Annotated in this window: 23 protein-coding genes; 11 read left to right on the top strand and 12 right to left on the bottom strand. The window is 34.7% G+C overall.

Annotated features, from left to right (window positions below; translation table 11 throughout):
- The first annotated feature begins 1 nt into the window (after nucleotide 1).
- Entirely contained in the window at nucleotides 2-1,669 is a 1,668-nt protein-coding gene (gene rnjA, locus ACFSTA_RS05280; protein ID WP_377555529.1) for a ribonuclease J1, read from the top strand.
- A 65-nt stretch (nucleotides 1,670-1,734) separates the two neighbouring features.
- On the opposite strand, the gene ACFSTA_RS05275 is transcribed toward rnjA, so the two are convergent.
- The 9 genes from ACFSTA_RS05275 to cbpB form a co-directional block, all read right to left on the bottom strand.
- Nucleotides 1,735-2,403: a potassium channel family protein gene (locus ACFSTA_RS05275; RefSeq protein ID WP_377555528.1), complete on the bottom strand. Its 669-nt coding sequence runs from the start codon at nucleotides 2,401-2,403 to the stop codon at nucleotides 1,735-1,737.
- A 158-nt stretch (nucleotides 2,404-2,561) separates the two neighbouring features.
- Entirely contained in the window at nucleotides 2,562-4,403 is a 1,842-nt protein-coding gene (locus ACFSTA_RS05270; RefSeq protein ID WP_377555527.1) for an ABC transporter ATP-binding protein, read from the bottom strand.
- 16 nt (nucleotides 4,404-4,419) lie between these two features.
- The gene (locus ACFSTA_RS05265; RefSeq protein WP_377555526.1) at nucleotides 4,420-6,171 is read right to left on the bottom strand and encodes an ABC transporter ATP-binding protein; all 1,752 of its coding nucleotides are present in this window, start codon (nucleotides 6,169-6,171) and stop codon (nucleotides 4,420-4,422) included.
- Between the two features lie 195 nt (nucleotides 6,172-6,366).
- The gene (locus ACFSTA_RS05260; RefSeq protein ID WP_377555524.1) at nucleotides 6,367-6,819 is read right to left on the bottom strand and encodes a TlpA family protein disulfide reductase; all 453 of its coding nucleotides are present in this window, start codon (nucleotides 6,817-6,819) and stop codon (nucleotides 6,367-6,369) included.
- 119 nt (nucleotides 6,820-6,938) lie between these two features.
- A complete protein-coding gene (locus tag ACFSTA_RS05255) occupies nucleotides 6,939-7,481 on the bottom strand; it encodes a peroxiredoxin (protein WP_377555523.1) in 543 nt (180 codons plus the stop codon).
- A gap of 205 nt (nucleotides 7,482-7,686) precedes the next feature.
- Nucleotides 7,687-7,929, bottom strand: coding sequence for a YkuS family protein (locus tag ACFSTA_RS05250; RefSeq protein ID WP_377555522.1), 243 nt, complete (start codon nucleotides 7,927-7,929; stop codon nucleotides 7,687-7,689).
- Between the two features lie 73 nt (nucleotides 7,930-8,002).
- The gene (locus tag ACFSTA_RS05245) at nucleotides 8,003-9,127 is read right to left on the bottom strand and encodes an N-acetyldiaminopimelate deacetylase (protein WP_377555521.1); all 1,125 of its coding nucleotides are present in this window, start codon (nucleotides 9,125-9,127) and stop codon (nucleotides 8,003-8,005) included.
- A gap of 13 nt (nucleotides 9,128-9,140) precedes the next feature.
- Nucleotides 9,141-9,857, bottom strand: a complete 717-nt coding sequence (gene dapD / locus ACFSTA_RS05240) for a 2,3,4,5-tetrahydropyridine-2,6-dicarboxylate N-acetyltransferase (protein WP_377555520.1) — start codon at nucleotides 9,855-9,857, stop codon at nucleotides 9,141-9,143.
- Nucleotides 9,858-10,424: 567 nt separating this feature from the next.
- On the bottom strand, nucleotides 10,425-10,871 hold the full coding sequence (gene cbpB / locus ACFSTA_RS05235; protein WP_377555519.1) for a cyclic-di-AMP-binding protein CbpB: 447 nt from the start codon (nucleotides 10,869-10,871) through the stop codon (nucleotides 10,425-10,427).
- Between the two features lie 194 nt (nucleotides 10,872-11,065).
- On the opposite strand from cbpB, the gene ACFSTA_RS05230 reads away from it, so the two are divergent.
- The 3 genes from ACFSTA_RS05230 to trhA all read left to right on the top strand — a co-directional run bounded on the left by ACFSTA_RS05230 (nucleotide 11,066) and on the right by trhA (nucleotide 12,991).
- Nucleotides 11,066-11,380, top strand: coding sequence for an ArsR/SmtB family transcription factor (locus ACFSTA_RS05230; protein ID WP_377555518.1), 315 nt, complete (start codon nucleotides 11,066-11,068; stop codon nucleotides 11,378-11,380).
- Entirely contained in the window at nucleotides 11,380-12,288 is a 909-nt protein-coding gene (locus ACFSTA_RS05225) for a cation diffusion facilitator family transporter (RefSeq protein WP_377555517.1), read from the top strand. Before ACFSTA_RS05230 ends, ACFSTA_RS05225 begins: the two co-directional genes overlap by 1 nt.
- Before the next feature lie 67 nt (nucleotides 12,289-12,355).
- Nucleotides 12,356-12,991 carry a PAQR family membrane homeostasis protein TrhA gene (gene trhA, locus ACFSTA_RS05220; RefSeq protein ID WP_377555516.1) on the top strand — a complete coding sequence of 212 codons (636 nt, stop codon included), beginning with the start codon at nucleotides 12,356-12,358 and terminating at the stop codon, nucleotides 12,989-12,991.
- Nucleotides 12,992-13,027: 36 nt separating this feature from the next.
- Here the strand turns inward: trhA and fadH are convergent, their stop codons facing one another.
- Entirely contained in the window at nucleotides 13,028-13,795 is a 768-nt protein-coding gene (fadH, locus tag ACFSTA_RS05215) for a 2,4-dienoyl-CoA reductase (protein WP_377555515.1), read from the bottom strand.
- 161 nt (nucleotides 13,796-13,956) lie between these two features.
- On the opposite strand from fadH, the gene ACFSTA_RS05210 reads away from it, so the two are divergent.
- From ACFSTA_RS05210 to ACFSTA_RS05200, 3 genes are all read left to right on the top strand, one after another.
- Nucleotides 13,957-14,808 carry a metallophosphoesterase gene (locus ACFSTA_RS05210; protein ID WP_377555514.1) on the top strand — a complete coding sequence of 284 codons (852 nt, stop codon included), beginning with the start codon at nucleotides 13,957-13,959 and terminating at the stop codon, nucleotides 14,806-14,808.
- Between the two features lie 93 nt (nucleotides 14,809-14,901).
- Nucleotides 14,902-15,483: an SCO family protein gene (locus tag ACFSTA_RS05205; RefSeq protein WP_377555512.1), complete on the top strand. Its 582-nt coding sequence runs from the start codon at nucleotides 14,902-14,904 to the stop codon at nucleotides 15,481-15,483.
- A gap of 141 nt (nucleotides 15,484-15,624) precedes the next feature.
- Nucleotides 15,625-16,095, top strand: coding sequence for a YkyB family protein (locus ACFSTA_RS05200; RefSeq protein WP_377555511.1), 471 nt, complete (start codon nucleotides 15,625-15,627; stop codon nucleotides 16,093-16,095).
- A 79-nt stretch (nucleotides 16,096-16,174) separates the two neighbouring features.
- Here the strand turns inward: ACFSTA_RS05200 and ACFSTA_RS05195 are convergent, their stop codons facing one another.
- Nucleotides 16,175-16,405 carry a hypothetical protein gene (locus ACFSTA_RS05195; RefSeq protein ID WP_377555509.1) on the bottom strand — a complete coding sequence of 77 codons (231 nt, stop codon included), beginning with the start codon at nucleotides 16,403-16,405 and terminating at the stop codon, nucleotides 16,175-16,177.
- A 248-nt stretch (nucleotides 16,406-16,653) separates the two neighbouring features.
- Between ACFSTA_RS05195 and ACFSTA_RS05190 the strand changes: the two genes are divergently transcribed.
- Nucleotides 16,654-17,568 (top strand): DMT family transporter, encoded by a 915-nt coding sequence (locus ACFSTA_RS05190; protein WP_377555508.1) that lies wholly within the window; start codon nucleotides 16,654-16,656, stop codon nucleotides 17,566-17,568.
- Between the two features lie 203 nt (nucleotides 17,569-17,771).
- The gene (locus tag ACFSTA_RS05185; protein ID WP_377555507.1) at nucleotides 17,772-18,935 is read left to right on the top strand and encodes an aminotransferase A; all 1,164 of its coding nucleotides are present in this window, start codon (nucleotides 17,772-17,774) and stop codon (nucleotides 18,933-18,935) included.
- Between the two features lie 80 nt (nucleotides 18,936-19,015).
- On the opposite strand, the gene ACFSTA_RS05180 is transcribed toward ACFSTA_RS05185, so the two are convergent.
- Nucleotides 19,016-19,177, bottom strand: coding sequence for a Spo0E family sporulation regulatory protein-aspartic acid phosphatase (locus tag ACFSTA_RS05180; RefSeq protein WP_377555506.1), 162 nt, complete (start codon nucleotides 19,175-19,177; stop codon nucleotides 19,016-19,018).
- Nucleotides 19,178-19,400: 223 nt separating this feature from the next.
- Here ACFSTA_RS05180 and lepB point away from each other — a divergent pair, with 223 nt between their 5' ends.
- Together lepB and ACFSTA_RS05170 are read left to right on the top strand one after the other, a co-directional pair.
- Nucleotides 19,401-19,925 carry a signal peptidase I gene (lepB, locus tag ACFSTA_RS05175; protein WP_377555505.1) on the top strand — a complete coding sequence of 175 codons (525 nt, stop codon included), beginning with the start codon at nucleotides 19,401-19,403 and terminating at the stop codon, nucleotides 19,923-19,925.
- Nucleotides 19,926-20,344: 419 nt separating this feature from the next.
- The gene (locus ACFSTA_RS05170; RefSeq protein WP_377555504.1) at nucleotides 20,345-21,511 is read left to right on the top strand and encodes a zinc ribbon domain-containing protein; all 1,167 of its coding nucleotides are present in this window, start codon (nucleotides 20,345-20,347) and stop codon (nucleotides 21,509-21,511) included.
- Nucleotides 21,512-21,513: the final 2 nt, after the last annotated feature.

Raw genomic sequence — 21,513 nt, 5'->3', positions numbered from 1 at the left:
TATGAAATTTGTAAAAAATGATCAAGCAGCTGTCTTTGCCCTAGGCGGACTAGGAGAAATAGGTAAAAACACATATGGTGTACAGTTCCAAGATGAGATAATTTTAATTGATGCGGGAATAAAATTCCCTGAAGATGAACTACTTGGAATAGATTATGTAATTCCTGATTACACCTATCTCGTGCAAAATCAAGAAAAAATTAAAGGCTTAATTGTTACACATGGTCATGAAGACCATATTGGCGGTATCCCGTATCTTCTACGCGAAATAAATGTACCAATTTACGCAGGTAAACTTGCGATTGGATTAATTAGAAATAAATTAGAAGAACATGGACTATTAAGAAATGCAAAATTAAATACCATTCAAGAAGATGATGTAATAAAATTCCGTAAAACATCTGTTAGCTTTTACCGTACGACACATAGTATTCCAGATTCTTATGGTGTTGTTGTGAAGACACCTCCAGGAAATATTGTTCATACAGGAGATTTCAAGTTTGACTTTACTCCGATTGGTGAACCAGCTAATTTGGCTAAAATGGCTGAAATAGGTAAAGAAGGCGTATTATGTTTACTTTCTGATAGTACAAACAGTGAGATACCCGGCTTTACAATGTCTGAAAAAGTAGTTGAAGGAAACATCAATGATATTTTTGGTCGTGTAGACGGCAGACTTATTTTTGCAACCTTCGCTTCTAATATTTACCGATTACAGCAAGTGGTAGGTGCTGCAGTAAAACATAACCGTAAAATCGCTGTATTTGGTCGTAGTATGGAATCAGCGATTAAATTAGGACAAGAATTAGGGTACATTCAAGCTCCTAAAGATACATTTATTGAAGCAAATCAAATAAATCGCCTTCCAGCGAATGAAGTAACCATTCTTTGTACAGGATCTCAAGGTGAGCCGATGGCTGCACTTTCACGAATTGCCAATGGTACACATAGACAAATTCAAATTATACCTGGTGATACGGTTGTATTTTCATCCTCTCCAATCCCTGGAAATACAATTAGTGTTAGCCGGACAATCAATAAGCTCTACCGTGCAGGTGCAGATGTCATTCACGGTAAATTAAGTGATATCCATACATCTGGTCATGGTAGTCAAGAAGAACAAAAACTGATGTTAAGACTGATGAATCCAAAATATTTCATGCCTATACACGGTGAATACCGAATGTTAAAAGAACATACAAAATTAGGTGAACTTTGTGGTGTACCATTAGACAATACTTTTGTTATGGATAATGGTGATGTATTAGCTCTCGGTAAAGATAATGCAACCGTTGCAGGTAAAATACCATCTGGATCTATCTATGTTGATGGTAGTGGTATCGGTGATATCGGAAATATTGTTCTTAGAGATCGTAGAATTCTATCTGAAGAAGGATTAGTTATAGTCGTAGTCAGCATCAATATGAAGGAATTTAAAGTTGCTGCAGGACCAGATATAATTTCTCGTGGATTTGTCTACATGCGGGAATCAGAGGACTTAATAAATGAAGCTCAAAAATTAGTAGCATCCCACCTAAATAAAGTTATGGAAAGAAAAACAACGCAATGGTCCGAAATTAAGAATGAGATTATCGATACGATCGCTCCATTCTTATACGAAAAGACAAAGCGTAGACCGATGATATTACCAATCATTATGGAAATATAAAATAAAAAATAAGGGGGGACGTTTTGAAAATCATTCAAAACGTCCCCCCTTCTCATTAATAATATTTAGTCATCATCAATAACTAATTGCTTTTCAAAACGGGAAATGTCTTTATCCGCACCGATAACGATGAGTACATCATCTTCTCTCATTATTTCATCCGCTGCTGGCGACACATTAATTTCTTTACCTTGCTTAATAGCAACAACGTTACACCCATATCTCGCACGTATATCTAGGTCAACGAGTGTACGACCAATGATTTTTTGACCAGCCTTAACTTCTACAATACTGTGATCATCCGATAGTTCCAGATAGTCTAGAATATTATTCGAGATAATACTATGAGCAATTCGTTTACCCATATCTCGCTCTGGGTGCACAACATGGTCCGCACCAATTTTATTCAATATTTTTTCATGATAATCATTTTGCGCCTTGACAGTAATTCTTCTTATCCCCAAGTCATGAAGAATAACTGTAGTTAAAATACTTGCTTGAATATTATCTCCTATCGCAACAATGACATGGTCAATATTTTTAATGCCTAAATCTTTTAAAGTTGCCTCATCTGTTGAATCAGCAATTACAGCGTGAGATGCTATATTTTTAAATTCATGCACTTTATCATCATCACTATCGATTGCTAATACTTCCATCCCTTCCCTACTCAATTCACGACAAATACTTCCACCAAATCTTCCTAATCCTATTACTGCAAATTCTCTCTTCATACTATTTCCTCCATACATATCATACTTTGTTTATGTACTTAATAGTAAATTTTCAATCCTTGGTGTTCTTATACCATAGAATATAACGATTAATACTTTATTACTGTATCAAGAAAGATAAAAAGAAGCAATCTCTTTTATTGAGATTGCTTCTCTTGTTACATAGCATCTAACATTTGAAATTGTGATTTTACTAATTGATAATACTCACCTTTCAGATCCATCAGCTCTTCATGATTTCCATTTTCCAATATTTTTCCGTTTTCCAATACAAAGATATTGTCCGACTCTCGAATAGTCGATAAACGGTGAGCAATAATAATTGCTGTTCGACCATTTAATAGTTTGCGTAAAGCCTTTTGTATTTTCACTTCCGTTTCTGTATCAATACTCGCTGTTGCTTCATCTAGAATAATAATACTTGGATTTGCTAATAAAGCACGTGCAAAGGACAGTAATTGTCTCTCTCCAGCAGATAGTATATTACCTCTTTCTTCGACCTCGGTTTGATAGCCATTTGCTAAGCGTTCAATAAACTCGTTCGCTCCAACGACTTTAGCTGCATCGATAACTTCCTCATCCGATGCATCTGGACGACCAAATCGTATGTTTTCCATAATAGTCCCTGAGAAAATAAACGTATCCTGTAATACGACACTGATATGTTGACGTAAACTACTTAATTTAACATTTCTTAAATTATGGCCATCTATTTTAACCTCACCTATTGTAGGGTCATAAAAACGGCTAATTAAATTGGCAATGGTAGATTTCCCACTACCCGTATGACCTACTAGTGCAATTGTTTCTCCAGCTTTCATTTCCAGTGATATTTCATGCAAAGCAATTCGTTCACTATCATAGGAGAATTGTACTTTGTCAAATTCAATATGCCCCTTCATTTCTCCAAATTCATAAGCATGGTCTATCTCCTCAACATTTGGCTGTTCATCTAGATATTCGAAAATACGCTCTGATGAAGCCATTGCCATTAATAGTTGGTTATATACCTGGCCTAATCTTGATATTGGATCCCAGAACATTCCTAAGAAAAAGGCGAATGATACAAATGTACCCAGCGTAATTCCCCCATCATCTAGCCCTAATATGATTAGATGAGCCCCATAGGTGATTAATACTACGGTTCCAACTGCATTACTCATTTCAACAAATGGACGGAACATGGCACTTTTCTTTGATGCATTTCTCCAGCTTTTGAAGTTTTCTGTATTCACACCATTAAAGAATTCCGTGTTTTCTTTTTCTTGTGAGAAAGATTGGGTAATTCGAATCCCTTGAATACTTTCATTCAAATGAGAGTTCATTCGTGATTGTTGAATACGAACATCCTGCCATGAACGACGAATATTTCGTCGAAGCTTGGTTGAAATATAAAACATTAAAGGCAACACAATCATGACAGCTAATGCTAGCTTAGGACTTAGTGTTACTAAGATAATAATAATACCTAATAAAGTTGCAATATCCATTAATAAATTGATTATCCCATTTGTGAACAACTCTTGTAAGGAGTTCGTATCATTCATGATTCTTACTAAGATGGATCCTGCCGATCTATTATCAAAGAAACGATGTGATAATCGTTGTACATGAGTAAATAAATGCTGACGCAAATCATAAATGACGTTCTGTCCTAATAAATTCACCCATTTGATTCGATAGACATTACCAATATAATTGATTAAATAGAGAACTCCTATTCCAATCACTAAATATGTTAGTAATGTCGGATCTTCATTTTCGATGGCAACATCAATAGCAACCTTACCAATAAGTATTGGTACAGTTAGTCGAACTGCTGTAGAAACAATCATAGCAATGATTGCCCCTAGCAAATAGGTTTTTGTATATGGTTTTAAATAAGTAAGTAAACGCCATATTTGCTGCCAGTTAAAAGGCTTTTCAATGGCTTGATCGATCGTGTAATGAAATCGTTTCAAATGACGATCTTTTTGCTCTTGTGTTGTAGCATCTGACATCATTTCTCCCCCCTTCTTAAACCGTTGACGTATTCATGATTGCATCTCTGTCCTGATATTGAATATCATAAATACGTTGATACTGACCATTATTCTGTACTAATTCATCATGTGTTCCACGCTCTACGATTTTACCATCTTCTAATACCAATATTTCATCGGCATGCTTTAATGAAGAAATTCGATGTGCAATGATAAATGAAGTTCTACCCTTCATTACTTCTTTCAACGCTTTTTGGATTTTAAATTCTGTTTCCATATCTACAGCAGAAGTTGCATCATCTAACACAAGGATACTAGGATTGATACAAATAGCACGAGCAATCGCAATACGCTGTTTTTGCCCACCAGAAAGTCCCATTCCTCTTTCACCTAATAAGGTGTCATAACCTTTAGGCATCTCCATAATAAAATCATGTGCTTGTGCTCGTTTTGCTGCATCGATAATCTGGTCCTCTGTCACATTTGGATTACCATAGGCAATGTTTTCACGGATCGTTGTTGAGAATAAGAACGATTCTTGTAGAACAAACCCAATATATTTACGTAAAGTTTTGATCTTGTAATCAGAAACTGGTCGACCATCCACTAGCACTTCCCCAGTTTCAGGTTCATAAAATCGTGTAATTAGCTGCGTAATACTCGTCTTCCCGGATCCAGTAGAACCAATTAAGCCAATTACCTTACCTGATGGTGCATCAAAATTTATATTCTTTAATGCTTCGTCATCATCTTTTACATATGTCAACGTAACATCTTTAAAAGTCACATGACCTTTAATTGGTGTGTCCATTGCATTGTCTTTTTCAACTATGTCTTCTTTTCCTTCCAAGATTTCAAGTAATCTTTCACCTGATGCCTTTGCTTGAGAAAACTGGTTAACTACAAAACCGAGGTTCATTAGTGGTCCCATAATATACCAAACTAAACTAAAGAATGCTATCAATGCTCCAGGTTGAAGTTGACCTGAAATTACTAAATACCCGCCAAATGCAAGTAGTGCCACCGCACAAAAATTACCGATAAACTCCATAAGTGGAAAGTATTTCGCCCAGATGTTCGATGTTTTGATAAAGTTTTGACGATAGTCATCATTACTACCAGAAAACCTTCCAATCTCAAAATCTTCCCTAGACAATGATTTTACCGTCTGCATGCCACTTATATTTTCTTGTACCCTCGTATTTAACCTACCAAAAGATTTACGAATACTACGGAATGCAGGGTGTACACGCTTATCAAAACGCAATACTACAAGTACTAAAAATGGCATAGCTGCCATTGTAACTAATGTAAGTGGGACAGAGTAGTAAAACATGACACTCAAGCTTAGTACAATCAATAAAGTAATACGAATTAATTCAGCAAATCCAGCAGATAGAAAGAATCGAAAACCTTCGACATCAGCTGTTAAGCGGGACATAATATCCCCTGTTTTCGCGTTATCGTAATACTTAAAAGATAATACTTGAAGTTTTTTGTATAGGGAATCTCTAACATGATATACCGTTTTAATCCCAAATAGGTCCCCCAAGTATTGATGTTGATACGTTGATATCCCCTTTATTAACATAAGTACTAGAAATCCAATTGCGATGTAAGGAATTAAGGAATACCTCTCCTTTGCCACTACTTCATCAATTGTTAACTGTAATATGACCGGATACACAACCGTTATAGCCGTTACAAAAAACAAGAAAAATAAAGATATGAAAAAATACTTTCTGTGCGGCCAATAAAATCGCTTTAGTTTTTTAAATGTATCCAAATTAGCCCCTCCCTCGTGAAGTTATTTATATCCGTAATAACTAATATAACGGTTGCCGAAATAAATTGCCATATATTTTGCTCAAATTTTTTAAAATTTTTTTATTTACTTTTAAATTAGGATGAATTTAATATCTAGGACATGTTTACCCATAAAAAAATAACCTTAGCTGACGCCAAGGTTATCCTAACTATATTATTTATCTGTTTTTCCTAAGACGCGGTTTACTCGCTTGCGTAGCATTTTCATACCACCGCCGCCGGCTTGGAAATGTCGTAACTTACCTTCTTCGTCAAACACATAATATGCAGGAACGTATTGATTTTCGAAAGCATCTGTCAACTTATGTGCATTATCAACAAATAAAGGTTGTGTAATATCATGTTCTTCTGCAACCTGTTTTACTTGGTCTAAGTCCAAATCTTTTTCCGAACGAGGCATATGAACAGCAATTACGTTTAGTTCCTCTTTATACTCATCACGGAATTCGTTAACATTCGGCATCGCTTCCTTACAAAGACCACAGCTAACAGACCAAAAATGAATTAGTGTTGGTTTACCACCTAATAAATCAGCTTTCATAATAGGTTTACTATTATACCAAGTTGTTGCACCTTCCAATTCAGGCATCTGAGCTCTTAACCTCATGTATTTGTTCCTCCCTATATTATATCAAAAAGAAGCTGACCAAAAAAAGTTAAAAATGTATATTACAAATGGTCAGCTTCTGTATCATATTCAAGTTCTTTTAAAAAATTTCCAGAAACTTATAATGTTTCTTGACCTGGTTTCCAGTTTGCAGGGCATAGTCCACCAGTTTGTAATGCTTGCAGTACACGTAGTGTTTCATCAACATCACGGCCAATATTATTATGGAATACTGTTTGATATTGAAGTTCACCTTCAGGGTTAATGATAAATAACCCGCGTAATGCAATACCTTCATCCTCAAGTAGAACACCATAGTCTTTTGACACAACATGATTTGTATCTGCTGCAAGTGGATAAGCTAGATCACCTAACCCATTATCATCACGGGATGTATTAATCCATGCTTTATGCGTATGAATTGTGTCTGTTGACACACCAATAACTTCTGCATCTAGATCTTCAAATTCATCATAACGATCTGACATAGCCGTAATTTCAGTCGGACATACGAAAGTAAAATCCATTGGATAGAAGAAAAGAACTGTCCATTTGTCTTCCTTCATAATGTTTTCTAAACTTACTTTACCAAACTCTTTATTTGGCATAACTGCTTCCATTTCAAATCGTGGTGCTTGTTTTCCTACCATTCTTTCTGCCATATGTAATCACTCCAAAAACTAATATATTTTTACACCAACAAAAATTTTATGTGATTTTCTTAACAAAGTCAATTAAATTGATTCTCATTTAGTATTTATTACTTTTATCGTCATAAATCAGTATAACCATACAAAAATTTTCTAAACTTTTTATTTATTCATCAAAATAAGGCTTTCTCTTTAAAAAGAAAAAGCCTTATTTCTATTAACTTAATTTATTATTTACCATTTGGCAAACCTGCTCAGCATTCTGACCGTCTGCACTTATTACAGGACCTGCAATGCTTGTATCTGCCATCCCCATTACATCCTTGTCCTGTCCAGAAATCACACAACAATCACAGTGTGCAGTATCTCCTTCAGAACGTAGATCAATAACTTCATGACCCATTTCCATTAATGCTTCTTTCACATCAGTTAGTGTACCTTCTACTCCAATACGTGCCATTATATCACTCCTCTAGCTATGCAAATTTTCATAGTTAGTTTTACCAAGAAGAAGTAATATATTCATCAATTCTTTATGACTTAGATAACGCACCTATCGTTGAAACCACAGCATTTATACCGACTACCAATGATTCCTCCTTAGGTTGTAACTGATTATTATGTAGGCCAAATGGTGAATCCACCCCCAGCCAAAACATAAACCCGGGAATATCCTTTAACATATAACCAAAATCTTCACCTGTCATAGCTTTATTAGCCTCGTGAAAAGTAATTCCTGCAATTTTCATAGCATTTTTAAACAAATGAACATATGCATCATGATTATAGACTTGATAATAATTCGCACCATAATCAACGGTAATGGTACAATCAAAATTAATTTCAAATCCTCGAACAATGGACTCTAGTTTTTCTTTTATGATATCTATTGTTTCAGGGCGAAGCGTTCGAATAGTTCCTTCCAAACGCGCAGTCTCAGCAATTGCATTCTGAACATGACCACTTTCCATTTTCCCAATAGTTAGTACAGCGCTGTCTAAAGGATCGATACCTCTAGAAATTATTTCCTGGATTTGTGAGATGAAACTCCCGGCCGCAACAGACATATCCTTCGTTAAATGAGGATAAGCAGCATGGCCACCCTTTCCAACAAAATCTAGAAATAACTCACTCGTGTTAGCAAATAATAGTCCAGGCTTACTAGAAACCGTTCCAACCGGAAGTTCTGGTGCGATGTGTAGGGCAAAAATACAATCAGGTTTCCACCTTTTAAATTCTTCCGACGACATCATTGGTAAAGCCCCACCAGGTCCTTCTTCAGCTGGTTGAAATAGAATTACAACGTCATCTTGGATCGGATGCTCAATAATATGTTGCAATGCTCCTAAAGCAATTGTCATATGGAAATCATGCCCACAAGCATGCATACGACCTTCGTGTGTAGAACAAAAAGTATAATTTGTTTTTTCTGTGATTGGCAGACCATCCATATCACAACGATAACCGATTACTTTCGATGGATTTTTTCCAGAAACTTTGACTAAGACTCCTGTTCTCCATTTCGCTACTTCTACCCGTTCTGTAGCCATATCTTGAATTTTTTCCAGTACGTATGCTTGTGTTTTCACTTCTTGAAATCCTAATTCAGGAATTTGATGTAAATCTCGCCTTATTTGCTGTAAAGTTTCAAATTTCATGATATTCTCCTATTTAATTGTCTAGCTTACGTAGCTCATGCTTAATTTCCGTTTTCGATTTTGTTCCCTCATCAATTTCCTTTAATACTTTTGCAGGTGTACCAGCAACTAGCGTGTTAGGAGCAACATCTTTCGTCACAATTGCTCCAGCTGCAACGATAGCACCTTTCCCAATGGTTACTCCCTCTAGAACTACTACATTTGCACCAATGACAACATCATCTTCCACAATAACCGGTTTTGCTGAAGGGGGCTCAATAACACCAGCTAGTACTGTCCCTGCTCCAACATGACAATTCTTCCCGACAGTAGCTCTTCCTCCAAGTACAGCGTTCATATCGATCATCGTTCCCTCACCTATTGCAGCTCCAATATTAATCATTGCTCCCATCATGATAACAACACCATCACCAATATCAACCTGGTCACGAATAACAGCACCTGGCTCAATTCGGGCATTAATTCCTTTTAGATCTAGTAGAGGAATTGCCGAGTTACGACGGTCATTTTCTATTACATAATCTGTAATTTTATCTTTGTTATGCTCTAAAAATTCAGAAACAACTTTCCACTCCCCAAAAAGGACACCACTTTGTTGCTCTATGAAAGCTTGGATGTCATTATATGTTAACGAATTTAGGTCTACCCCTTTTATGTATACCTTAACAGGTGTGCTCTTCTTACTATTAGAGATAAAATTAATAATTTCATTTGCATCCATCATCTTCATGACTAATTCCTCCTAGTTATATATTCTTTTTTACTTTAGCAAACACTTATTAGACAAGCAACAACTGTGCGTGTTTTTTTAAAAATAAAGTCTCCTCTCTAAACGAATAATTTATTCCATGAATGAATCTTCATTAGTAATTGATGTAAAATGCGGAATAACTGCAATGTGAAAATTAGTTATTTTTTCTCTTCACCCATTCTGACTTTCATTAATGTTATGAACGTCTGTTTGACATATTATTCTATTCATTCGGGCTTTCATTAATGTTATGAACGACCGATTGGCACTTTATTCTCCTCATTCGGGCTTTCATCACTGCTATGAACGACCGGATGGCATTTTATTCTCCTCATCCGGGCTTTCATCACTGCTATGAACGACCGGATGGCATTTTATTTTCTCCATTCGGGCTTTCATTACTGCTATGAACGACCGTTTGGCGCTTTATTCTGAAGCGAGCCATCTTTTTACGTTATGGCACAGTTTATAAAAAATATGCGAAAAGAGACAATAAAAATAGCCCTTGCTTCATTACAAGGACCTTTTAATACTATGTTATTATTTTCATTGGTACTTTGTCGTATAAAGATCTCGTCTTACATGCTTTAATATGGCTCTCCGAGTTAAGATACCATCAAAATATCCTTCTTCATCTTCCACACAGACGAACGGATAATCAATTACAGCTTTTAATCCATCTAACATACTGTCTTTTCTAGATAAACGCGGGATATCTGTATGCATCACTTCCTGTACACGCATATCTGCCAAACGTTCCATTTCAAATCGTTCTAGGCCAAGAATTTGATTCAAAATTATCGTCTTTCCAATTGTTCCTACTAATTTATACGATGAATCTAAAACAGGTACTGCGGAATACCCTGATTTTACTAAAACTAATAATGCATGCTCTAAAGGATTATTTACTTGAACATGGGCAACTTTCTCAGATGGAATCATCAAATCTTCTACAGTAATTGTTGTTAATTCCTTATCTTCTAGAATGCTCATAACAAAACGCTCCTTTTATTTTATATCGTCAAACTACGTACCCTTCAAAAAGGAGTTTTTTACGCTCTAACCATAGTTTACCATACTTTTGAATGGAGAAAAAATTGTAAGTAGTTTTGTAAAAGATATTTGAAATTATGTAACACATTATGTAATATGAACATATGATCATATAACCATAGGAGTTGATTAATGTGACTTATAAGCCACTTCATGAAGATATTATAAATAATGTTTCGCAAACATTTAAAGCGTTGGCAGATCCAACTAGGGTTAAAATATTACACCTTTTGTTTCATGAAGAACGATCCGTAAATGAAATCTCAAAACAGTTAAACATGCAACAGTCTACCATTTCCCATCAACTGAAATACTTAAAACAACTACGATTAGTAAAAAATCGACGTGAGAAAACAATGTATTATTACTCTCCAGACGATTATCATGTCATGAATTTATTAGAGCAAACGATTGACCATGTGAAGCATAGCGACCAGGAGGTGGAATAATGGGACATCATCATGACCATAATCATACCCATCATCATACAAACAATAAGAGAGTGTTATTTTGGAGTTTTATTGCTATCTTCACCTTTATGATTGTTGAAGTGATTGGAGGTTTTTTAACGAATAGTCTCGCATTGCTATCGGATGCCGGGCATATGCTAAGTGATGCAGCTGCTTTAGGTTTAAGTTTGTTAGCATTCAAAATTGGAGAACGGAAAGCTAACAACAGCAAAACCTATGGATACAAGCGATTCGAAATCATTGCTGCATTTATTAACGGAGTCACATTAATTGCAATTTCTATATATATATTTTATGAAGCAATGCACCGTTTTGTTACGCCTCCAAATGTTAGTGCGAATATGATGTTTATTGCGATCATCGGACTACTAGTTAACATTGGCGTGTTCCTATTATTAATGCGTGGGGGTTCTTCAGAGAATCTAAACGTGAGAAGTGCTCTACTTCATGTATTAGGCGATTTATTAGGCTCTATAGGCGCAATAATTGCTGGGGTATTAATATTTGCTTTTGGTTGGTATATAGCTGACCCAATAGCAAGTGTAATTGTTGCAATCCTCATTATTATTTCTGGTTTTCGTATTACGAGAGAAACAATCCATGTATTAATGGAAGGAAAACCAAAGCACCTTGATATAAATAACGTCAAAAAGGCATTACTAACATTGGACGGTGTCAAGAATGTTCATGATCTACATGTTTGGTCTATAACTTCAGAGGTTCCGATGATGAGTTGTCATATCGTGGTCGAAGATCAGGTCAATCGTGATGAACTCTTACACAAAGCCAATCGTCTCATTCTCCAAAAATTCCATATTACGCACTGCACAATACAACTCGAAGGGGAAAGTTCGCAACTTCATACAGAATGTGACTCTTGTGATTAATATGTATGATAGCTTTTTTTCGTAACATACTAATTATGTAAAATGAAGAGAATTGGAGATATCATTCGTGAAGGTCTATACATTTTCGAAACAGGAAGAGATTGTACATGCGGTTATACATGGTATCGGAGCTATTTTTAGCATAGTTGCAGTAGTACTCCTTATCATCTACGCTTCACCTGATGGGGATTTATGGCAAATTGTATCTGTTACTATTTTTGGTTCTACAATGCTACTCATGTATCTTTCTTCGACAATCGTTCATAGCTTACCAGAAGGAAAATGGAAGGGTTTATTCCTAATCTTTGATCATGCTTGCATTTATCTTTTCATAGCAGGAACATATACCCCTTTCTTGCTCGTTCATTTACGTGGTAAACATGGCTGGATATTGCTATGTACTGTTTGGGGAATTGCCTTAATTGGAATTGTATTTAAAATATTTTTCGCGAAAAAATTTATCGTACTTTCAACAATAGGATATATACTTATGGGCTGGCTCATTATTATTGCCTGGAACCCACTTACTAATATGATACATGAAACCGGCATTACATTATTAGTATTAGGCGGGGTTTGCTATACGATAGGAACTATCTTTTATCTGTGGCGAGCCTTTCGTTTCCATCATGCAGTTTGGCATTTGTTTGTATTAGCTGGTTCATCGTTTCACTTTTTTTCTATATTTTATTTTGTCATATAAAGAAGCGTGCTATCCTTAGGGATAGCACGCTTGTGATTAGAAAGGAAATTTATTTAGCCATTGTCCCCCATCCATAGTCACCACTTCACCATTAATATAAGTTGCTTTATCTGATAATAAAAAGTATGCTAGTTCTGCAATTTCTTCGGGCTGCCCTAAACGTTGAAGAGGCACAGATTGAATGGTTCGTTTCGCTGCCTTTTCTGATTCAAACAATTTATCAGCACCACCAGTACGTTCAATTGGACCAGGTGCAATTGCGTTTACACGAATACCATATTTTGTTCCCCATTCAACAGCTAGTGTTCTTGTCATATTTAATACGCCCGCTTTGGCGGCGGAAGAATGAATAACTCCTGCACCAGCATTCCAAGCATATGTAGCAACCATATTTAAAATGGTCCCCTTTACTTCTTTCTCAATCCAGTATTTCCCTACCGCACTACTACAATAAAAGGTACCATTTAAAACGATATCAATGACTGAATTCCAACCATTCACAGTTAAATCCTCTGCAGCACAAATGAAATTCCCCGCTGCATTATTTACTAAATGATCAATGCGTCCAAAATGTTCGTCTGTTGCCCTCACTAAACGTTCTACATCATCAGGTTTCCTTACATCCATTGGAAATATGAAGAACTCCCCTGTTGCCGTTTCTTCTAACTCTTTCTCTACCTCCATTAATGTATCCGCTTTTCTCCCGGTTAGTACAACATTTGCTCCTTCGTCAGCAAATTTTTTTGCCATATATTTCCCCATACCACTTGAACTACCAGTAACAATTACTGTCTTACCTTGCATATACAACTGCCCCCTTCTATAGATACTTACTTTTCATAATATTGTTTATTGCATTTATAGTCAAAAGTAAGACATATTAATCTGAACTATTTATTTATATTAATCTCGCTCCTATTCATGCTATAATTTTAGTAATGAATGATGCAAGAAAGGTTGGCAATATGAATAGACGTTCTTTTCTCAAAAAAATATTAGGAAGCACTTTGGCTGTTATAGGGCTAGGTGGCGGGACTTATTATTATGCAAGGGACATTGAGCCTAAGTCTCTTAAAATTCATAAAGAAGAAATCATCTCAAGTGCTATCCCCAGCACTTTTAATAACTTTAAAATTATCCAAATAACCGATACGCACATTGGTTTTCAATATACACTAGAACAATTTGCCGATTTAGTACAAAAAATAAATAAAATGAATCCAGATATAATTGTATTCACTGGAGATTTAGTAGATGAACCGAATAAATATAAATGGAATAATAGGATTACTGATTTACTACATTCTTTACACGCTCGATATGGTAAATTTTGGGTGTACGGCAATCATGATCATGGTGGTTATGGTACAGATATTGTAAAGAATGTGATGGATCAAGCTAATTTTCATTTATTGAAAAACAATCATAAACTTATTGAATTAAATAATGATCGGATAGTAATGGCAGGAATTGATGATGTAATGCTTGGTACCCCTGACTTAAATAAGACGCTACAAAAGGTTAATCCAGATCTATTTACTATACTCTTGGCTCATGAGCCGGATTTTGCTGATTTAGCAAAAGAGTACCCTATTGATGTGCAATTATCAGGACATAGCCATGGTGGACAAGTGCGCCTTCCATTAATAGGACATCTTTACACTCCGGCTTATGCTGAAAAATATGTTGAAGGTACCTATAAAATTGATTCTAGTAACCTAACATTATATGTAAGCAGGGGAATTGGAACAACAAGGGTGCCTTACCGATTTTTATGTAAACCAGAAATACATGAATTCACCTTGAAAAATGAATAATGTTCAACTCCTAATAATTGTACTAATTTATTCATCGTATTCTTCCTATAAACATGCTACACTATTACCGAAACTATAATGGAGGAAATACATATGATTAACAGATTTATTTTAGCAACGACAACTATTTTTCTCTTTTTGATTGTTAGCGGATGTGGTGAGAAGTTTGAACCAGCATTCTCTTATGAAATTGATGACTTTACTTTTACTAATCAAGATGGTGAAGAAGTTAGTAAAAGTGATTTTGAGGGAAAAATATGGATTGCTGATTTCATTTTTACTTCCTGTGATGAAGAATGTCCACAAATGACGTACAACAAACAAAAAGTTGAACGTGCTTTACAAGAGGAAGGAATCGACGATATAGAATTTGTATCGTTTAGTGTCGATCCTGAGAAAGATTCGCCTGAAGTATTGAAGGAATATGGAGAGGTACGTGGAATTACATTTGATCACTGGACCTTTTTAACTGGATATGAATTTGAAACAATTGAACAGTTCGCAAGGGATTCGTTTAAAACACAAGCCGATCAATTAACGGATACCGATATCGTACATGGTATTAGTTTTTTTCTCGTTTCCCCAGAAGGAAAGGCTGTAAAAAAATATAACGGATATTTATTACAGGAAGAACAAATAGATGAAATTGTCAATGACATTGAAAGTATGAGATAAAGGAGCATCGTGAATGCTCCTTTTTTCATGAGAAAAAATCTATCACATAATCAAAAGTTTGCACCTATTGTTCTTGAAAGTGGACAAGCTTTCGGTTAGTATAGAGTCAAGTAAAAAACTGATGGAAAGGAGGTAAATATCGTGCACAATAAACAGGATATCCCACTAATTGACTTAGCAAAAGCAATTTATACGATAAATAGGCATGCCAAGACGGCTCCCGAACCAGCTCATTTATATTTCATTAAGAAAGAATCCATTAAACGTCTTCTAGAAGAAAAACGAGCAGAAAAAATTGGTCTTCACTTTTCTGATCACCCTAAATTCAGTAATCAACACTCAACGTTACTTGTCAAGGTAGATCAATATTACTTTCATATTCCTCCAGCCAAGGAAGACTTCAAGGAACTAGAGCATTTAGGTTCTCTCGATCAGAACTATCGCAACCCTCAAACTAAAATGTCTTTATCCCAGGCGAAGCGAATCATCTATCAGTATATAAATTGGCAACCTAAAAAAACACGCTCAAAACCAAAAGAATACACTTCTTCCTATTTTACACCCTCATCTTTAGGGAAAATGGAATGGCCACCCAAAAAAACCTTTCGTTAACACCAAACAATCTGGTATTGGAAGATGAAAGGACTGCTTCTCCTCTATTCAAAAAAAAGCGTACGACTGTGCGCTTTTTTTATGCACGCTTGTTTGTAAATTGTTTAAATACATGGATGATGAGCAAGGTTCCTCCAAATACAGCTAATGACTGCAGAGCAAATTTGAATAGTTGGAACGTTAGTAATTGGATTTCTCCTATTAATAATACTACTGCAAAAAATATTACAATGAATACGAGACTACTTATGAAATAGCTAAGTAATCTTGTAGAATGTAATGCAATAAGAAAAGATATAATTGGACGCACTAGGAAATAACTCCCTACTATCCCCAATATAATGAGAATCGAAAAAAATATTTCTTCTGTTAAACCCAATGATCTTATATGTGCCATTTTTATGATAAATACATTTGTATACACTGGTACTAACATCTTCCTTTCATAAACTTTACTTTCATCATAAACTTTTTGACAGAAATTTATACATTAATCAAATCTTTTAATATTTTGGTATAATGTGTGTTATTGTTTTTTTAGAAAGGTAGTGAAGTACATTGAATAAAGCTTTTCTATTTATTATAGTAGGTGCTGCTCTTTGGGGCACTATTGGATGGTATGTAAAAAATTTATATGCTTTCGGCTTTACACCGATGGAGGTAGTAACGCTTAGATCTTGGACTTCTACGATTCTATTAATAGGTTATTTACTAATTGTATCACCAAAAAAACTAAAGCTTACAACCCTTTCAGATATTAAATATTTTTTAGGTACAGGTATTTTAAGTATTATCTTTTTTAATTATTGTATGTTTACCGCAATAGAACTTTCGACTATTCCTGTTGCAACTGCACTTTTATATACTGCTCCAGCTTTTGTTACCATATTATCTTTCGTTTTATTTAAAGAGCAGTTAACAAAAGTAAAGATAACGTCTTTATTGATTACATTAATTGGAACGTGTTTTGTAGTTGGACTTATTCCTTTAAATTTAGATGCACTTCAATTAGGTAGTATTTTATTTGGACTTGGTTCTGGTATTGGATATGCTTTATATAGTATTTTTAGTAAATTTGCACTAAAAAAATACACGAGCTTATCTGTTACTACATTCACTTTTTTAGTTGCGTCTATCATACTCATTCCCTTCTTTCCATATCATGAAAAATTATCTTTGCTTACCGATCCTATCGTATTGTTATATGCTTTTGGTTTAGGATTTTTACCAACAGCCTTTGCATATATTATTTATACATATGGACTACAGCAAACCGAGGCCTCTAAAGCATCTATATTAACTACTATTGAACCCGTAGTAGCAACACTCATCGGGATTTTTATTTTTCATGAGCCGTTTACCTATATGCAAATGATCGGAATGACTTGTATCATTAGCGCTGTGATCTTAATTCAATTATCCAAAAAAACTGAAAGCACACAAGAACTCCAGTCAAGAAAGATTATTCATTAAGAGCTGGGCTATGGCAAAAATAGTACAGTCCATGTAAATTAAAATTTACCAAAAAAACAGGGAGGATCCACATCCCTCCTGCTATTATTTCCATTTTTGTTCTTATAATATGTTATGATTAACTATGGGAAATTATTTTTCATCATATAATCACGATTATATATTCATGAATATGTATTAACGCGTATATGGAGGATCACGAAATGAAACATCTATTAAATCAACAAGTACAGCATATTGAGATATCAGGAATCAGAAAATTTTTTAATATGGTTTCAGATGAAACAGATATTATTTCTTTAACAATTGGGCAACCTGATTTTTATACACCTGAACATATAAAGCGTGCTGCAAATAATGCACTTATAGAAAATCGGACAAGCTATACACCAAACCCAGGGATTTTAGCGCTTAGACAGGCTATTTCAACTTACTATGAAGCGAATTATCATGTAAGCTATGATCCAGCATCAGAAATAATAGTTACTACCGGTGCATCACAAGCTATAGATATTACATGTCGAACCATTCTTAATCCTGGTGATGAAGTAATATTGCCCGGACCCATATATCCAGGATATGAGCCATTAATTACGCTAGCAGGTGCTAAGTCAATTTATGTTGATACTACGCAGGATAACTTTAAATTAACCAAATCAAAATTAGAAGAAAAGATCACAGAGAAAACAAAATGTGTTGTTTTACCGTATCCTTCCAACCCAACTGGAGCATCATTTTCTAAAAGCGAGTTGCAGGATATTGTCTCAGTTTTAAAAGATAAAGATATCTTTATCCTCGCAGATGAAATATACAGTGAACTCGTATACGATCACAATCACACCTCCATTGCATCATTCGATGAAGTAAAAGAAAAAACAATCATTGTAAATGGGCTATCGAAATCACATGCTATGACAGGCTTTCGAATCGGTTATACACTTGCTCCAAAATGGCTATCACAACACATGATAAAAGTGCACCAATATAACGTTTCCTGTGCTTCTTCCATCAGTCAATATGCAGCACTTGAAGCACTTGTAAATGGGAAGCGGGACACAGTCGAGATGCGTGAAGCATATAAACAGAGACGGGATTACGTATACGAAAGATTGGTAAAAATAGGACTAACTGTTAACAAACCAGAGGGTGCATTTTATTTTTTACCAAAGTTTCCAATTGATAAGATGAACTCATTTGAACTTGGCTTAGAACTTGTACGAAAAGGGAAAGTCGCTTTAGTACCGGGAAGTAGTTTTTCTCGTTTAGGGGAAGGATATATGAGGCTTTCTTATGCTTATGATTTAACCACTTTAAGAAAAGGATTAGACAGAATTGAAGACTTTTTACATACCGAAACGTTAAGCTAATACAATAGTTGGGGTCAATACACAATAATAATTTCCAATCTGTGACTACCCCTCCTATTACGCTATTCTCTGTTTGAAGTTTACTCTTTCATTTTCATTTCGTTATATATATTCAACAATCGATCTAATTCTTGGCTTAAAGCTATCGATTCTAAACTGGTAATTCCTTTCGATAGTGCAACATCTGTCATTTGGAGACGTAACATTTCAATTTGCTTTAGGAGCTTGTCAGTATCATACATATTTTTGCTAATGTAAACCTCCTTTAATTTATTTATATTACTTTAGCATAGTTCATAGATTATGAACATAATTAACATATTATTTATTTATCTAATTGATTCACCCTTTATTTTTAAAGAATTATGCAATTTCAGTAAAGTTGGTATAATAATATCATACAGATAAATAGAATGAAAAGAACGCTTATAAATTGCTGTGTTAATAAAGAAAGGAATGTCTTTTTTGACAAAAGTAAAAAAGAAAAACGAGTGGATCGAATGGATAAAAGCTATTATTATTGCTATTATACTTGCTTTTATTATAAGAAACTTTTTGTTTGCTACATCTATCGTTGAAGGTGATAGTATGGATCCTACCTTGGAAAATGGCGAGCGAGTTATCTTTAATAAGATTGTTTATTTTATTGGCGAACCCGCACGAGGAGACATCATTATCATTCAACGTCCGCAAAAAAATTATGTAAAAAGAGTGATAGGATTACCTGGAGAGACTATTGAAATTAAGGATCATAAATTGTTTATTAACGATGAGCAATATGAGCAAACATTCATAACTGAAGAAGCGATAAACCATACGGGTAATTTCGGTCCAATTGAAATACCAGAAGATAGTTATTTTGTTATGGGTGACCACCGAGCGATCAGTAAAGATAGCAGAAATGGTCTAGGTTTTATTACAGAAGATGAAATAATTGGAAGATCTGAATTAGTTATCTTTCCTTTCTCTGAGATGGAAAGAACAAGATAAACAGCTGTGTTTAGAAGGTCCAAACATTCCGTTAAAAGTTTGGACCTTTTTTCATTTCTATTTTTCATTATCAAATATGCAAAAACCTATATTTAATACTAAAATCCCAAAACAAATTATACCAAAAACTTCCCAAATATCCATTTGAGAGTGCACCTCCTTGACTTACTTTATGTAGATTATAAAAGAATATTCAGGGACAGCTAACCCATTATAAAGTGAAACTTCATTCAGTGTGGGGTTTTTCTTCATCCCCACTGCCCGTTACATGCGAGAATAGCATTCTAATCTGTCCTATACTATCATACCAAGATTCCCCACCTAAATAAAGGAAAATATGATAAAATAGAGTGAAACGTATTTAGTTATGATATATTAATCTAGCAATCATTTATATTTACTATAAAGTAGGTGATCAAATGCTATATTGTCCATATTGTGGATCTGGCATTAAAGAAGAGGAATCATATTGTATTTCATGTGGCAAAAAACTTCCCGGTGATATAGATGACCGATTAGAACATAGAAAGAGATTTAATAGACTTTGGTTTATACCTATTGCCTCAGTTATTATATTTGTAGTTGGTATCAGTATTTTTTACTTATTCTTGCAAAACCAGTCCTCTTTGGCGAAAGATTATTATGAACAGGGAGAAAAAAAATTAGTAGATGAAGATTTCGAGGAAGCAAAAGAATTATTTAACTATGCTATTAAACATAAAAGTAATTTTACACAAGCTATAAATGCGCTTAATTTTGTGGATCAAGCCAAAGCTGTTAAGACTGCAATTCAAAATGCCAATGACGAAGTAGATGATGAAAACTTTCAAGATGCGCTTTCACTTTTGAACAGTGCGGAAAGTACATTAAAAAATTATAATGGATCCGCAGTTATCAACTTAGTTGATGAATTAGTCTTCTATCGAAATGAAATTAAAATAGAACAAGTAAGAAGCATACTTGAACAGAATCCAACAATTGATGAATTGAAAACATTGCTCTGGGAAGCAGACGCTTTAAAACAAAATGACGCTGAACTAATCGTCGAAAATATTCGTAATCAAATTATTGATTTTACGTTCTCAAAAGCAAGCGAACAATTATCCAATAAGCAATTTACAGATGCTCAAACTATTGTGGAAGACGGACTTAAATATGCCCCAGATTCTGTAAAGCTTGGAAGCTTAAAAACAACCATTGAAAAGGAAAAAATATCATTTGAAGTGACACAGCAGCAACGTATTGAACAAGCTATCAATGCCGAAGCAGAGGAAAGAGAGAGCAATGAAAACGATGCAATTGAATTAGTTTCAGTAGAAATAGAAAATGACCAACAAGGTAATATCGTTGTTAAAGGAGAAGTAAAAAGTATTGCAACAGACCCTGTTAACTCCGTATTGATTGACTACTCCCTTCTTAAAAGCGAAGAAACAGAGTTCTTATCAAACGAAGTATATGTTTTTCCAGACACGCTATATCCCGAAGAAACAGGTGAATTTGAATTTACACATTATGATATAAATGAAAAAAATTTAGATGAGATTGATATAAATGTTAATACAATAACTTGGTATCTAGATTATTAATG

The sequence above is a fragment of the Ornithinibacillus salinisoli genome (assembly GCF_042684965.1).
Classification (GTDB): domain Bacteria; phylum Bacillota; class Bacilli; order Bacillales; family Amphibacillaceae; genus Ornithinibacillus; species Ornithinibacillus salinisoli.
The sequence above is the reverse complement of the archived record's forward strand: the minus strand, read 5'-3'. Positions and strand labels throughout refer to the sequence as shown.

What these genes read in the sequence shown, in the direction of transcription:
- rnjA (WP_377555529.1), top strand. Translation starts at nt 2, where the DNA reads ATGAAATTTGTAAAAAATGATCAAGCAGCTGTCTTTGCCCTAGGCGGA.
- ACFSTA_RS05275 (WP_377555528.1), bottom strand. Translation starts at nt 2,403, where the DNA reads ATGAAGAGAGAATTTGCAGTAATAGGATTAGGAAGATTTGGTGGAAGT.
- ACFSTA_RS05270 (WP_377555527.1), bottom strand. Translation starts at nt 4,403, where the DNA reads ATGTCAGATGCTACAACACAAGAGCAAAAAGATCGTCATTTGAAACGA.
- ACFSTA_RS05260 (WP_377555524.1), bottom strand. Translation starts at nt 6,819, where the DNA reads ATGAGGTTAAGAGCTCAGATGCCTGAATTGGAAGGTGCAACAACTTGG.
- ACFSTA_RS05255 (WP_377555523.1), bottom strand. Translation starts at nt 7,481, where the DNA reads ATGGCAGAAAGAATGGTAGGAAAACAAGCACCACGATTTGAAATGGAA.
- ACFSTA_RS05250 (WP_377555522.1), bottom strand. Translation starts at nt 7,929, where the DNA reads ATGGCACGTATTGGAGTAGAAGGTACACTAACTGATGTGAAAGAAGCA.
- ACFSTA_RS05245 (WP_377555521.1), bottom strand. Translation starts at nt 9,127, where the DNA reads ATGAAATTTGAAACTTTACAGCAAATAAGGCGAGATTTACATCAAATT.
- dapD (WP_377555520.1), bottom strand. Translation starts at nt 9,857, where the DNA reads ATGAAGATGATGGATGCAAATGAAATTATTAATTTTATCTCTAATAGT.
- cbpB (WP_377555519.1), bottom strand. Translation starts at nt 10,871, where the DNA reads ATGAGCATTCTAGAAGATAAGGAATTAACAACAATTACTGTAGAAGAT.
- ACFSTA_RS05225 (WP_377555517.1), top strand. Translation starts at nt 11,380, where the DNA reads ATGGGACATCATCATGACCATAATCATACCCATCATCATACAAACAAT.
- fadH (WP_377555515.1), bottom strand. Translation starts at nt 13,795, where the DNA reads ATGCAAGGTAAGACAGTAATTGTTACTGGTAGTTCAAGTGGTATGGGG.
- ACFSTA_RS05210 (WP_377555514.1), top strand. Translation starts at nt 13,957, where the DNA reads ATGAATAGACGTTCTTTTCTCAAAAAAATATTAGGAAGCACTTTGGCT.
- ACFSTA_RS05205 (WP_377555512.1), top strand. Translation starts at nt 14,902, where the DNA reads ATGATTAACAGATTTATTTTAGCAACGACAACTATTTTTCTCTTTTTG.
- ACFSTA_RS05185 (WP_377555507.1), top strand. Translation starts at nt 17,772, where the DNA reads ATGAAACATCTATTAAATCAACAAGTACAGCATATTGAGATATCAGGA.
- ACFSTA_RS05180 (WP_377555506.1), bottom strand. Translation starts at nt 19,177, where the DNA reads ATGTATGATACTGACAAGCTCCTAAAGCAAATTGAAATGTTACGTCTC.
- ACFSTA_RS05170 (WP_377555504.1), top strand. Translation starts at nt 20,345, where the DNA reads ATGCTATATTGTCCATATTGTGGATCTGGCATTAAAGAAGAGGAATCA.